Origin of the sequence: Streptomyces sp. NPDC059832, assembly GCF_042731715.1 — a bacterium.
Lineage (GTDB): Bacteria > Actinomycetota > Actinomycetes > Streptomycetales > Streptomycetaceae > Streptomyces.
The window spans coordinates 55344-69049 of the sequence record NZ_JBHWIY010000005.1 but is presented as its reverse complement, the minus strand read 5'-3'; the positions used below and the strand labels follow the sequence as shown (position 1 = coordinate 69049).

12 protein-coding genes and 1 pseudogene are annotated in these 13706 nt (G+C 69.6%); 1 reads left to right on the top strand and 12 read right to left on the bottom strand.

Annotation, left to right across the window (positions count from 1 at the left end; genetic code table 11):
- The 4 genes from ACFV8T_RS10505 to ACFV8T_RS10490 all read right to left on the bottom strand — a co-directional run.
- Positions 1-1087, bottom strand: a 1087-nt coding sequence (locus ACFV8T_RS10505; RefSeq protein ID WP_385326810.1) for a TIR-like protein FxsC, incomplete at its 3' end; no start/stop codon positions are given.
- Between the two features lie 210 nt (positions 1088-1297).
- Positions 1298-3532, bottom strand: coding sequence for a radical SAM/SPASM protein FxsBH, inactivated beta-hydroxylase extension form (fxsBH, locus tag ACFV8T_RS10500; protein WP_385326339.1), 2235 nt, complete (start codon positions 3530-3532; stop codon positions 1298-1300).
- A gap of 30 nt (positions 3533-3562) precedes the next feature.
- On the bottom strand, positions 3563-3730 hold the full coding sequence (locus tag ACFV8T_RS10495) for an FXSXX-COOH protein (protein ID WP_385326337.1): 168 nt from the start codon (positions 3728-3730) through the stop codon (positions 3563-3565).
- A 282-nt stretch (positions 3731-4012) separates the two neighbouring features.
- Complete coding sequence (locus ACFV8T_RS10490) at positions 4013-4729, bottom strand: hypothetical protein (RefSeq protein WP_385326336.1); 717 nt, start codon at positions 4727-4729, stop codon at positions 4013-4015.
- A 267-nt stretch (positions 4730-4996) separates the two neighbouring features.
- Between ACFV8T_RS10490 and ACFV8T_RS10485 the strand changes: the two genes are divergently transcribed.
- Complete coding sequence (locus ACFV8T_RS10485; protein ID WP_385326809.1) at positions 4997-5893, top strand: DUF4231 domain-containing protein; 897 nt, start codon at positions 4997-4999, stop codon at positions 5891-5893.
- Between the two features lie 22 nt (positions 5894-5915).
- On the opposite strand, the gene ACFV8T_RS10480 is transcribed toward ACFV8T_RS10485, so the two are convergent.
- The 8 genes and pseudogenes from ACFV8T_RS10480 to ACFV8T_RS10445 form a co-directional block, all read right to left on the bottom strand.
- Positions 5916-6395 carry a hypothetical protein gene (locus ACFV8T_RS10480; RefSeq protein WP_385326334.1) on the bottom strand — a complete coding sequence of 160 codons (480 nt, stop codon included), beginning with the start codon at positions 6393-6395 and terminating at the stop codon, positions 5916-5918.
- 212 nt (positions 6396-6607) lie between these two features.
- Complete coding sequence (locus tag ACFV8T_RS10475) at positions 6608-7507, bottom strand: S1 family peptidase (protein WP_385326333.1); 900 nt, start codon at positions 7505-7507, stop codon at positions 6608-6610.
- A gap of 254 nt (positions 7508-7761) precedes the next feature.
- Entirely contained in the window at positions 7762-8577 is an 816-nt protein-coding gene (locus ACFV8T_RS10470; protein WP_385326332.1) for a DUF1684 domain-containing protein, read from the bottom strand.
- A gap of 4 nt (positions 8578-8581) precedes the next feature.
- Positions 8582-9862, bottom strand: coding sequence for an NtaA/DmoA family FMN-dependent monooxygenase (locus tag ACFV8T_RS10465; RefSeq protein ID WP_385326807.1), 1281 nt, complete (start codon positions 9860-9862; stop codon positions 8582-8584).
- Positions 9863-9879: 17 nt separating this feature from the next.
- Positions 9880-10947 carry an LLM class flavin-dependent oxidoreductase gene (locus tag ACFV8T_RS10460; RefSeq protein WP_385326330.1) on the bottom strand — a complete coding sequence of 356 codons (1068 nt, stop codon included), beginning with the start codon at positions 10945-10947 and terminating at the stop codon, positions 9880-9882.
- A gap of 61 nt (positions 10948-11008) precedes the next feature.
- Positions 11009-11983, bottom strand: a complete 975-nt coding sequence (locus tag ACFV8T_RS10455; protein WP_385326329.1) for an ABC transporter substrate-binding protein — start codon at positions 11981-11983, stop codon at positions 11009-11011.
- A gap of 32 nt (positions 11984-12015) precedes the next feature.
- Positions 12016-12768 (bottom strand): amino acid ABC transporter ATP-binding protein, encoded by a 753-nt coding sequence (locus ACFV8T_RS10450; protein ID WP_385326805.1) that lies wholly within the window; start codon positions 12766-12768, stop codon positions 12016-12018.
- A 38-nt stretch (positions 12769-12806) separates the two neighbouring features.
- Positions 12807-13705, bottom strand: a pseudogene (locus tag ACFV8T_RS10445) (amino acid ABC transporter permease).
- Position 13706: the final 1 nt, after the last annotated feature.

Sequence of the window (13706 nt, the reverse complement as noted above, 5' to 3'; positions counted from 1 at the left end):
GGGTTTGGGTGTGTTGTGGGTGAGGTTGGTTGGGGGATGTTTTTTTTGTGGGCTCTCGGGGTTTACAAGGCCCGCCTTTCGCACGGGGGGGGTGTTTTGTGTCGCCGAGCGCCCCACCCCTCCTCCCCCGCTCCTCGTCCTGCAGGGCCCAGCGGTCGACGAGCAGGATCTCCGGTCTGCTGGGAGGCTGTTTACCCTCCGGGTGCCCGGACTCCTCGTCGAAGGAGGAGACGGTGACCTGGTAGTTGAGGGAGCGCACCAGGTCCTGGGCGACATAGGCCAGGGGGCGGGCGGCGGCCGGGTGGTAGGGGTTCCAGTCCTGCGGATTGTCGCCGTAGTAGTCGGCGTTGCGCCCCTCGGGCAGGTCGTGCCGTGTGGGGGCGGCGATGGTCACCTGCATGGGACGCGGTCCGCCCACTCCGCTGTCCGGCGGGCCGAAAGCGCTGGGAGCCAGCCGGTAGTCGACGGGGCGGCCGGTGCCGAGCCTTATGGTGTCGGCGACTGTGACGATGCGCTTGGCGAGTTCGTACACCGCGCGCTCGTACTCTTCCTCGAAGAGCTTGAGTTTGATCAGCCCGTAGAGCCCGTCACTGACATAACGGTCGCCGAAGTCACGGTGGTTGAACTGTAATCGCTCGGCTGGTCCCGGAAGCTGGCTCGGTGGTACGGGTACCCAGAGCGCCGGGACGATCGCCTCGGCGCTCTGGTTGGAACGGGCCCGGTGATGGATGGCGCGCTGGGCGAAGGCGTACCACTCCTTGCCGCACATCTCGCTTGCGAAGTAACGCGGCGAAAACAGCGGAACAAACACCCGGCAGGTGGCGAGCGCCTCACCGAGCCGTTCCGACCAGCCTTCGCCGGAGCGTATCTCGCGGTCGACGAACCCCGCGGGGGCACCCGCGGGGAGATCGGTCAGGGCCATCACATGGCCGCAGAGATCCCGGAAGAGCCGCTCGACCCACATGTCGGGGTCCGTTCCACCGCCGTACCCCGGTGTATGCGCATAACTCAAGAAAAAGTACGGCCGATGGTCCGCCGCTCGCTGCTGCGTTGTTGCGTGCACACGACCCCCGTCCTGTGTGAGCACCCGCACCCGAGGAGTGATAGTGAATGCGAGCGAATTCATCATTCCGGAGCGGACGTTGCTCCACCCCCATGGCGTTCGGTCATTCAACGCCATTTTTCAGTCATACGTTCCCAGGTTCCTTCGATCATTCCTTGATCGAATCGGGTCTGCGCCTGTTCCTCCCCGTTGTCCTGTGCGTACGGACGGCCCGGCCGACCCGGAATGCGATCCTCAGATCTCTTTTCGCATCCGGTCCAGCAACCGTTTCCCATCGATGGTCAGTTCGGCGGCGCCTTCAAGAGTGTCGAGGGCCTGCGGTACGCCCTCCAGGTAGCGCGGGTCGAAAGCCCCCAACGCCATCCGTTCATAGGTGTCGGCCAGCAACCGGGAAAACGGAACTGGTTGTTCCTGCCAGGGAATCCGATGTTCCCAGGAGCCGTCCGCCGCGTAAAGATCCGTGACATCCCGAAGCGCCCGCAATTCGGCCCGCCGGAAACCGCGCAGCAGCGCGAACGCCAGTTCCTCGGAACTTCCGTCCGAGGCGATCCCCAGCGCGCCGTATCCGTGCCGCCCCACGGCGGGCTCCGCCGGGGCCAGGCCGGTCAGCGGGGTGAGGGTGGTGAGACGGCCGGCCATCTCCGCGGTGCGCCCGGGAGCCTTCGTCTCGATGAGCGTCCACGCCTCGCCGATCCTGGCCGCCAGGCCGGCGGCGGCCCGCTCGTCGAGCGCTCCCGCGGCGGGCAGGGAGAAGCAGTCGCGGTACGGGTCGAGGTCGTCGAGCACGAAGCCGGCTGCCGAACCGGGTGTCGGGATCCGGCGCAGCGGCCGCCAGCCGGGACCGGCCACCTCCGGCCGTACGATGCGGCGCTCGGCCGCGTCGCCGCCTTCCCGCCGGACGAGGAAGCCGTCCTCGGTGGCACGCAAGAGCGCCGTGCCGCCCTCCCCCTCGTCCGCGATCCGCAACTCACCGAGGCCGGGGAGGAGGATCCGGCCACCCGAGAACGGCATCCGTACCAACAGATCCAGGCCGGTCCGTGCGACGGCGGCCGCGAGGTACGCCGACATCCTGCGCGTCACCTGCATGGCCCCGGGCCGCTCGTGGACCAGTTCCATCGCGTCCAGCAGCCAGGTGCGCGTGTACGGGTGCGCCAGCACCTCGTTCAGGCCGCGGGCCCCCTGTTCGGACGCCTCGATGCCGGCGGCCAGCTCCCAGGCTGCCTCCCACTGCTCGCCGCCGTGCTGTCCGATGTCGACGTTGAGCAGGGCGAGCAACGTGCGGGTGAGGTCTTGTTGGGCGGCGACCAGTTCGACGGGCTCGGTCACCGCAGGAGCGACGAGGGCCGCCGCCGTACGCGCCTCGACGCCGCGCACCAGGGCAGCCAGATCGGCGCAGTACACGGACGGGTTGTCGAATGCGTCGGACGGTCCCGTGGAGCTGTACCGGTGCGTGTACAGGCCGCCTCCGCACGAACGGACGACGGGACATTCCCGGCAGGTCTCGCTGACGCCGGCCAGCCCGAGCTGGCGGGCCCGTACCCCGGGGTGGGCCGCGACCTCGTCGAAGGCATGGGTGAAGACATCGAATCCGGTGGCCGCCGCGCCTTCGTAGGCGCTCTTGAGCGAGTCGACCTGCTCCAGCTGGCCGTCGGTCTCGACGACGACGAGGTCCGTGGGGGCGAGCCCCAGGGACTCCGTGAGGCTGGGGCCGCCGCTCAGCGTGGACAGCACCGAGGAGAACAACCGCACCGGCACCGGGCGCCCCCGCTCCTGCCAGTGGTCGAAGACCGCGAGAAGCCAGTCGGCGTAGGCGGTGGGGGAATCGTCCGGACGGGGCGGCGGATCGTCCCAGGTGGCGTGCGGGAGCAGGAAGTCGATGAGTGGCGGATCGAGCTCGGCGAGCGCGTCGAGAACCGCGCGCGGGTCGTTCGCGATGTCGACGGTGCACAGGAGCCCGAGGTAGAGATGGCGGTATCGCTCCTGCCGGAGCAGCTCGACGGCCTTGAGGACCAAGGCGTGGCTGCTGCGCCCGTCGGCGTAGCGGCGGTGTCGGTCGTTGGCGACCCGGTCACCGTCGAGGGAGATGCCGACCCTGACGCCGAACTCGTCGAAGAGGTCGAGATAACGCGGGCTGAGCTGGACTCCGTTGGTGTGGATACGGAGGTCGAGCTCCGCGACGCCCTCGAAGGCGGAGGTGAGCTCTTCGCAGACGCGCCGCAGCCGGGCGGGGCCCGCCAGTAGGGGCTCCCCTCCGTGCAGGATCACTGACACGGAGGGCAACGCATGCGCTGTGGCATGCTCGGCCAGGCGCTGAGCTGTCCGGAAGATGACGTCGTCAGAGATTGCTTTTGGGCGGGTACGCCAGCTCTGATCCGCATGTTCGTAGACGTAGCAATGATCACAGGCGAGATCGCACCTGCTGTGCACTTTGAGCACAATTTCGCGGAATGGGACCAGGGGTCCTGTCATTCCCTCAGTCTAGCCAGCATGCAACGCGAATCAGAGCGCGGAACTGAAGGTCGACGCCAGGCTGTGGCGATCGGCCGAGGCGGAAAATACCCGGCCAAGCTTCCTGGTGGCTTCTGCGGTGCGGGTGTCGATCTTGGAGAGCGGCACCGATTCCTTCTTCGCAACAGCGAAGGGGCGAGGGGATTCAGAGATCTTCATGGCCGTCCTTGAGGGGAGTTTTCCGGATCATGGAGAAAAGCAGCCAGTTTCTGTACGACCACAGTTCCCGGCGGCACGACTTTACCTCCCTGTCCCGGCTCACGCACCGCAGTGATCCTTTCTTCGTCCCGATGCAGTACGGGACTTGCTCTTCCCGCTCGAACAGACCTCATCACGCCACGCAAGTCGGGGGAAACGCAGGTGGGGCAGGTCATTGGGGGCCGACCCGGGCCCGCCCGTGCCGCCCCGCGGCAGCACGGGCGGCCCACGTCCCGGCGGGCGTCACTCGGCCACCGGAGCGACCTTGTCGGTCCATACGCCCTTCAGGCAGTCCATGGTCCGCTCATGGGTGTCGCCCACGACATCCGTGACCCTCACACGGACATAGAGCGACTGGACCTGCTGGGCAAAGGATTCGGAGAACGCGCCCACCAGCACCGTGTCATGACCTCCTACGGCTCCCATCAGAGGGAATCCGGTGCCGAACTCGATGAGCCGGAAGTCCTCCCCGACGACGAATCCGGCCTCGGTCAACTGGGCCACGGCGTCCGACACGCTGCTCCACCGCGCGTCGGCGGAGTCGTCCGCACCCTGCGTGACCACCCCGATGTCCCATGATTCGATCACGGCCATGTGCTGGCCGCCGTTGAGTATTCCGACGCGCCACGCAGACGCCTGGGCGGTCAGCAGGCCCTTCGTCCAGGCAGCCCGCCAGCCCAGGTACGGCCTGACCGTGCGGGCGTACTGCGCGCGTGCCAGTACGGCCCCCAGCGAGACCGCCAGCAGACTTCCCAGCACCTGCCCATCGATCAGCTGCAGACGCCACGGCCACTCGGCCTGCGCCTCGGTCGACACGTTGACCCGGACCGCTTCCCAGACGAGCAGTGCGGTCAGCAGGCCGAGGAGCGCGAGCGGCGCGGTGAACAGCAGAGGGCTTCGGCGGACCCGACGCTGAGCGTCGGACAGCGGATCCACGTTCACGCCGTATCCCTCACTCATCCCTGACTCTCCGTCAGATAGTCGCGAAACACGCACCGGACATCAACACGCCCATTCACAAGGCCTGTTGGACCACATTGCCACACTGCCCCGGATCGCACGAGGGGGCCTCGCCGGGGACCGAAAAGCACCACTGACGCCCCAGGTCCATTGCCGCGCCCAATGGCGCACCTCTACGCTCGTGCCCCCATTCAAGTCACCGAACGAGCATGCCTACGTCCGCAGACGGGAGTGAACATGACGGCGCTTCCAGGGCCGCTCCAGAGCATGGTCTTCAGGAACGCCGATCTTCCGGCGCTCTTTCACCACACGGACGGGATAGCCGTCGCGAGGCAGCGGGAGGCGGTGAACACCACCCGCATTCAACTGATCCTCCTGGTCACCGGGGCCCTGCCGGCCGCACTCCCCTGGCACGTCGAGGTGGCTGACACGTTTCAACTCGCCGACGCGGTCGGCGTGTTGGCCTACCTGGGCGTCCTGATCACGACGTACCTCTCCGCCCGGCGCAAAGCAAAGTCGCATTGGCAACTCAACCGCTCGGCGGCGGAGTTCATCAAGTCGATGTGCTGGCGTTACTCGGTACACGGATCACCGTTCGACACCAGTACCCATCACCCGGAGGCGGTGTTCGCCAATCGCCTCGAAGAGGGTCTTCAGGAACTCCGCAAAGTGGGGTGGGCCGACCCCCGCGACCTGACGGCGGATTCGGGCGGGCTGATCACCGGCTCGATGCGCGAGTTGCGGGAGAAGGCGTTCACCGTACGCAAGGAGACGTATGTACGGGACCGGCTGATAGAGCAGAGAAGTTGGTACCGCAGGCGCCAGGAGGTCTCCCGCCGGGCCACCCTGGTCTGGTCGACCACCATTGCCGCGCTGACCGCGCTGGCCCTGGTGTTCGCCGTGCTGAGGATGTTCTCCGTCACCCAGTCCTTCGCCCTGACGGGGGTGCTGTCGGCAGCGGCGGCCGCCTGTCTGGCGTGGAGCGAGATGCGCCGGCACCACCCGCTGATCTCGGCCCACTCGCTGGTGGAGCAGGACCTGGAGGCGATGCAGGTGGCGATGGAGACCACGCTGACCGAGCGTCAGTGGCCGGGGGCGGTGTTCGAGACCGAGCGCATCGTCTCCCCGCAGCACACCGACTGGCTGGCCCGGCACCAGATGTGAGCCACCGCCCGGCGGCGGGCGGTCAGGTGCGCTCCACGCCCTCGCGCCAGATCACCGTGACCGGGCGGCCCAGGCTCCGGGCGTACGTCACGATGTCGCCCGTGCCGCCGAGGCCGCGGGCCGGCCGGCCGTCCCACACCGCGAGCAGCCGGTCGCAGTGGTCGGCGATGTACGCGCCCGCCGCGTAGTACGCCTCGTCGGTGGAGTGCGGGTAGCCCAGCCGGACCTCCCGGGCCGCCCGGCCCTTGAGGGCCCGGTAGCGGGCGAGTTCGGCCGCGTCGGCGAAGCAGGATTCGTAGTCGCCGCTCGGGATGACCACGGTCAGGTCCGCGCCGTGGGCCAGGGCGAGGTCGGCGAAGAGCTGGTCCGCTCCCACCGCCAGGCTGGAGAGGGCCTCCAAGGAGCCTTCGAGGCCGCCGAGCGCCGCCCGTAACCCTGCGAGCACATGGGCGTGGGCCTCCTGCGGGATGGTGCGATGACCGGTCACTCCGATGCGTTTCACGGACCTGGAACCCCCTGAGGTGTCTACCGGGGGTTCCGGAGGGAGCCCCTCCGGTTGGCACAGAACCCGCCCCCGTTGCTCCTGCGTGACCGACCTGCCCCACATCCTCTCAAAAGCCGCGGGGTGAGCGGGAGCCCCCGCCCGGGATTCGGACGGGGGCTCTGGCTCGGTCGGCCGCTTGTTCGAGGGGCGGACCGGGGGGTGCCGGTGCGTCAGTAGACGCTGACCCCGTACGCGCTGAGCGCCTCGGTGACCGGCTGGAAGTACGTGGTGCCACCGGAGGAGCAGTCGCCGCTGCCGCCGGAGGTGAGACCGATCGCGTTGGAGCCGGAGTAGAGCGGGCCGCCGGAGTCGCCGGGCTCCGCGCAGACGTTGGTCTTGATCATGCCGTAGACGATGTCGCCGTTGCCGTAGTTGACCGTGGCGTTGAGGCCCGTGACGGAGCCGCTGTGGGTGCCGGTGGTGGAGCCGCGGCGGGTGACGGACATGCCGACCGTGGCGTTGGCCGCGCCGGTGATGTCGACGCTGCCGACGGTGCCCTCGTGGGAGACCGAGGCGTTGTCGTACCGGACCAGGCCGTAGTCGTTGGTCGGGAAGCTGGAGCCGACCGTCGGGCCGATGCTGGTCGAGTTCGACGAGTTGGTGTACCAGGGCGGGTTGCCGTCGGTGCAGTGACCGGCGGTCAGGAAGTAGTAGGTGCTGCCGCTGCGGACATTGAAGCCGAGGGAGCAGCGCCAGCCGGGGGCGTAGATCGCGTCGCCGCCGGAGAGCAGTTTGCTGATCTTCCCCGTGGTGCGCTCGATCTTCAGGGCGCCGGCGTTGGCCCCGGCGGACTGCTTGATCTGCTCGATCTCGGCCTTCGAGACCGTGCGGTCCGCGGTGACCACGAGCTTCTTGGACACCGGGTCGATGTTCCACGCGGTGCCCGCCACATCGGCGCCGAGCACGGCGTCGCTCGCGGCGGAGAGCTGCTGGGCACTGAAGGTGGTGCGGGTGTCGGCCTGGGCGCTGGGGACGGCCAGTGCGGCGACGGCGACAAGACCCGCGGCGATGGCGACGGTCCTGGTGCGTCTCACGGTGCTGCTGAGGGGGGTGGTGCGCTTGATCCTCACTTTTCATTCCTCCCGAGGGGAAGTCGGGGGTCCGCCTGTGGGGTGGTCGGACCCGTGAGGCGCAGTCGTCGGCACGGCCATCGGCCCGCGATGCGGACATGCCGTGCTCCTGACAAGCGCTGCTCGGGAGTATTCAAGGCGTCAACTTGTGACGCAAGAGGGCCTGCCGGCCTGAACCTGTCGCACCGCACGGGAACGGCCCAGGCAGCGCATGGGCTGCCTGGGCCGCTGTCCCGACGGAATATGGCGGTGCGTCAGTTGTCGACGCGGTTGCGCTCCCCCGCCTCGACGGCGACGGAAAGGGTGTTGCCGGGCGGCGGGAAGGGGCAGATGAAGTGGTCCGCGAAGGCGCACGGCGGCAGCAGCGCGCGGTTGAGGTCGACCGTCACCCTGCCGTCCTCGTCGGGCGCCGCGGGCCGCAGGAACCGGAAGCGGTAACTGCTGTTTCCGCTGGTGGCATCGGCGAAGACCGCCCAGAGCGAGCCGTCGGGCTCGACCGCGACATGCAGCGTGTGCTCCGTGCCGTCGACCTCGAAGGCGATCTCACCGGCGAGCCCGAGACCGCGCTCGACCCCGTCGGCGTTCTCGACCCGGACCGTACGGGCGCTGTCGTACGGACGGAAGGTGCCCGGGAGCGCCCAGCGGGCGTCGTACGGGGTGGCCTCGATGGCCCGGAAGGCGCGCCGCGCCGGGGAGTCCGGGTCGAAGTCCCGTACCGCCCAGAGCCCTTCGCGGCTCAGCACGACCAGCCGCCGCTCGCCGTGCGCGACGCGGGACTCGTCGATCGGGCCGCGGTCGGCGCTGAGCCGGACCTGGCCGGTGAAGGGCTCGCCGTCGAGGGTCAGCCCGTCCGCGGCGGAGGCGCTGAGCACCAGCTCGTCGCCGTCCTCCCGCCACTGCCCGGGTACCTCGGGGATGCGGCCCTCCGGGTAGTCGGAGAGCCAGTGGGTACCGGTGAGGGAGAGCGGCCCGTAGGGGCCGGCGACCGTGGCGGTGCGCTCCTCGTGCCAGTGCTTCCAGTCCTGTGCCGCCTGCTCGAATCCGTGCGGCTGCGGTGCGTCCGTACTCATACGATCAACCTTTCCATACCGGCTCGGCGAGCCCGAGATGCGACCGCAGCGTGGGACCGGTGTATTCGGAGCGGAACACCCCGCGCTCCCGGAGGAGCGGGACGACCCGGTCGACGAAGTCGTCCAGGCCGCCCGGGGTGAGGTGCGGTACGAGAATGAAACCGTCGGCGGCATCGGCGGCGACGAACTCGGTGAGCTGCTCCGCGACCGTCCGCGGGCTGCCGATGAAGGACTGCCGGCCGGTGGTCTCGATGACGGTCTGCCGGATGGACAGCCCCTTCTCCTCGGACAGCGCACGCCAGCGCGCCGCGACGGCGAGGGGGTCGCCGTGCTTGACCCGGCCCTGGACCAGCGAGGATTCGGGGTCCGGGTCGATGTCGGGCAGCGGCCCGTCGGGGTCGTACGAGGAGAGGTCACGGCCCCAGATCTGTTCCAGGGCCAGCAGCGCCGTCTGCGGGGAGACCTGTTGGCGGCGGATCTCGGCCGCTCTCTCCTGGGCCTCGGCGTCGCTGTCGCCGAGTACGAAGGTGACCCCGGGCATGATCTTCAGCTCGTCGGGTTCCCGGCCGTACTTCGCCAGCCGCGCCTTGACGTCGGCGTAGAAGGTGCGGCCCGCCTCCAGGGTGCCGTGCCGGGTGAAGATGACATCGGCGGCCGACGCGGCGAACTCGCGGCCCTCCGGGGAGTCCCCGGCCTGGATGACGACCGGATGGCCCTGCGGGGGGCGCGGGACGGTGAACTCGCCCTCGATGGCGAAGTGCTGCCCCTGGTGCCTGAACGGGCGCGGGGTGCCGTCGGGGGTCCAGGCGTCCCACAGCTCGCGGGCGGTGGCGACGAACTCGGCGGCCCTGGAGTACCGGTCGGCCCTGTCGAGGTAGCCGCCGCGCCGGAAGTTCTCCCCGGTGAAGGCGTCGGAGGAGGTGACGACGTTCCAGGCGGCCCGGCCGTCGCTGAGGTGGTCGAGGGTGGCGAGGCGGCGCGCCAGTTCGTACGGCTCGTTGAAGGTGGCGTTGACGGTGGCGGCGAGGCCGAGCCGGTCGGTGACGGCCGCCAGTGCGGCCAGCACGGTGAGGGACTCGGGACGGCCGACCACGTCCAGATCGTGGATGCGGCCGTTGTGCTCGCGCAGCCGCAGCCCCTCGGCGAGGAAGAAGAAGTCGAACGTGCCGCGTTCCGCGGTGCGGGCGAGGTGTTCGAAGGAGGAGAAGTCGATCTGGCTCCTGGAGCGGGGGTCCGCCCAGACGGTGGTGTTGTTGACGCCCGGGAAGTGGGTGGCGAGATGCATCTGCCTCGTCGCGGTGCTCATGCCCGTCCTCCTTCGAGGGCGTACCGGTTGGCGGGGCGGGCCAGCCCCAGGTGCTCGCGCAGGGTGCCGCCGGGGTAGAAGGTGCGGAACAGGCTGCGGTGCTGGAGCAGGGCCACGGTGCCGTTGACGATCCGTTCGAGGTCGCGCCCGGGGGTGATGGGCGTGAGGTGGAAGCCGTCCGCCGCTCCGCCGCGGTGCCACCGGGCGATCAGTTCGGCGAGGTCCACCGGACCGCCCCGGTAGTACGAGCCGCCGGCGGCGAGCGGTGGTCCGCTCTCCAGTCCCGGTTCCGGGGCGGTCTCGGCGTCGCCGAGGTCGACGGTGAGCGCGACCAGGACCCGGAGCGTGTCGGGGTCGCGTCCGTGCGCCGCCGCGCGCCGGCGCAGATCGGCACGGGCCGCGGCGGCCTGCTCGGGGGCGGTGGCCCGGACCAGGACGACATCTCCGTGGCGGGCCGCGGTCTCCCGGGCCGGGCCGCTCGTCCCGTCGACGACGGTGACCGGGTGCCCCTGCGGGGGCCGGGGCACGATCGCCGGGCCCCGGACGGAGAAGGAGGCGCCCTCGAAGTCGACGTAGTGCAGCTTGTCGCGGTCGATGAAGCGTCCGGTGGCGACGTCCCTGATCTCGGCGTCGTCCTCCCAGCTGTCCCACAGGCGGGCGCCCACGTCGGCGCTCTCACCGGCCTCGCGCCACAGCTCGTCGGCGGGCGCCGCCGGACGCCGGCCGAAGAGCCGGGCCTCGGCCCCGGTCGTCGACACATCGATGTTCCAGCCCGCCCGGCCGCGGCTCACCCAGTCCAGGGTGGCCACGGCGGACGACACATGGAACGGCTCGGTGTGGGTGGTGGTGACGGTGGGCACCAGGCCGATCCGGCCGGTGGCGGGCGCGACCCGGGAGAGCACGGCGAGCGCGTCGGGTCCGGGTCTGGCGAAGGAGTCGCCGAGCGTGACGAAGTCGAGGGCGCCGTGCTCGGCGAGCCGGGCGAGACCGGTGTAGTGCCCGGGGTCGTAGCGGGGCGGACCGCCGATCTCGGCGGCCAGGTGGAGGGGTGCGGTGGCAGGCATGGGTGATACCTCTCAAGGCTTTCTCGGGGCTCTCGCCGGCTCTCGGGGCGCTCTCGCGGGCTCAGTTCTCGGGCCTGGGCAGGCCGGGCGGGTTGATCTCGGACTTCGTGACGGCCTCGTCGGTGAGCCCCCAGCGCTTCAGCACCTCGGCGTACGAGCCGTCCCGCACGATGTGGTCGATGGCGGCCGCGTACGCCCCGACCAGGCCGCTGCCCTTCTTCGTGGTGGCGGCGATCTTGCCCTGGAGCCCGTCGCCCGCGCCCGACAGCGTGCCGACGATCTCGGACTGGCCGGCCGATGCGACGTGGTAGTTGGCGGACGGGCCGGGGCCGAGGTAGGCGTCGATCCGGCCGGACCGGAGGGCCAGGTAGTAGTCGGTGTCCTTCTGGAAGTACTTGATGTCGACCGGCTTGCGCCCGGCCCTGACGTTCTCCTCGCTCCAGTCGACGAGGATCTTCTCCTGGTTGGTCCCGGACGAGACCGCGATCGTCCTCCCCGCCACGTCCTTCGGCTCCTTCACCTTCCAGCCGGAGCCCTTCCTGGCCTCGAAGGCGATGTTGTCGAGCCGGTAGGTCGCGAAGTCGTACTTCTCCTTGCGCTCCTCGGTGACCGTGACGTTGGAGAGCACGCCGTCGAACTTGGAGCTGTCCAGGCCGACGAAGAGGTTCTCCCAGGAGACCTGCTCGAACTGCGGCTTCAGGCCGAGCGTGTCGGCGATCAGGGTCGCCAGGTCGATCTCGGAGCCGATCCGGGTCCTGTCATCGGTGGCGTAGAAGCCGAGCGGTGGCGAGGCGTCGGCGCTCGCGCCCAGCCGCAGGGTGCCCCGTTCACGGACGGCCTCGGGCACCTTCGCCGCGACGGCGTCGTCCTTCTGGCCCCGGATCCGGTGCTGGTCGGGGCCGATGTTGATACCGGTGCCCCGCTGCCCCTTCGGCTTCACCTCGTCGGTCGCGGCGTCACCGGCACCGCAGGCGGTGAGCAGTCCCGCGGCGGTGAGGGTGGCGAGCGCGGCGGAGAGGGTACGGCGGACGGACACGGGCGTACTCCTCGGAGAGAACACGGCGGGGATCACAGGACCTTGGACAGGAAGGCGCGGGTGCGCCCGTGCTTCGGACGGTCGAGTACGTCGCCGGGGGCGCCCTGCTCGACGATCCGTCCCCCGTCCATGAAGACGACGGTGTCGGCGACCTCGCGGGCAAAGCCGATCTCGTGCGTGACGACGATCATGGTGGTGCCCTGGAGCGCCAGATCCTTGATGACGTCGAGGACTTCACCGACCAGCTCGGGGTCGAGCGCCGAGGTCGGCTCGTCGAAGAGCAGCAGCTTCGGTTCGAGGGCCAGCGCACGGGCGATGGCGACCCGCTGCTGCTGCCCGCCGGACAGCTGCTTGGGGTAGGCCCCCGCCTTGTCGGCGAGCCCCACCCGGGCGAGCAGCTTCTCCGCGGCGGCGAGGGCCTCCTTCTTCGGGCGGCCGAGGGCGGCGACCGGGGCCTCGATGATGTTCTCCACCACGGTGAGGTGCGGGAAGAGATTGAAGTTCTGGAAGACGAAGCCGATCCGGGTGCGCTGGCGCAGCACCTCGCGCTCGCGGAGCTCGTACAGCTTGTTGCCGTCCCTGCGGTAGCCGACCAGGGTGCCGTCCACGCTGATCCAGCCGTGGTCGACCTTCTCCAGGTGGTTGACGGTGCGCAGGAGCGTGGACTTGCCGGAGCCGGACGGGCCGAGGACGACGGTGACCTCTCCGGGGCGTACGGACAGGTCGATGCCGCGCAGCACTTCGAGACTGCCGAAGCTCTTGTGGACGGAGCGGATCTCGACCATGGCGTCCGGGGTCGGGGTGGTGTCTTCGGTGGTGCTGCTCATCGCGCGGCCCCCTTGGCGTAGTGACGTTCGACGTAGTGCTGGAGGACGGAGAGCACGGTGGTCAGGAGGATGTACCAGACCGTCGCGACCATCAGCAGGGGCACGACCCTGCCGTTGCGTCCGTAGACGACCTGGACCTGGTGGAAGAGTTCGCCGATCGCCATCACGGAGACGATCGAGGTGCCCTTGAAGAGCGAGATGATCTCGTTGGCGGCGTTCGGCAGGACGGAGCGCATCGCCTGTGGGAGCACGATCCGCCGCAGCTGCCGGTGCCGGGGGATCCCGAGCGCCGCGGCGGCCTCCAACTGGCCGCCGTCCACCGCCAGTACGCCGCCCGGACGATCTCCGCCGCGTAGGCGGCCTGGTGCAGCGCGAGCCCGAGTACGGCCGCGCTCATCGCACCGACCAGGTTCATCGTGTCGAAGGAGAAGAAGCCGGGCCCGAACGGGATGCCGAACTGCAACTCCTTGTAGAGATAGGCGAGGTTGAACCAGAAGAGCAGCTGGACGATGAGCGGGATGGAGCGGAACGCCCAGATGTACGCGTAGGCGACCGCACCGAGGAACGGGCTGGCCGACAGCCGCATGAAGGCGAGCACGATGCCCAGCGCGAAGCCGAGAACCGTGCCGTACAAGGTCAGTTGGAGGGTGACCCAGACGGCCTTGAGGATGGTCTCGGCGGTGAAGAACCGGGCGAAGACGTCCCACTCCCAGCCGGGATTGGTGACCAGTCCGTGCAGGAACTGGGCGAGCACGACGGCGGTGGCGGCGACGGCGACCCAGCGCCAGGGGTGGCGCACGGGGACGACGGTGAGCGCGTCGTGGTCGTCGGCGGTGGGCGGGGCGACGCGTGGTCCGGTCGCCCTGTCGATGGGTGGATCGCTGGTGAGGGACATG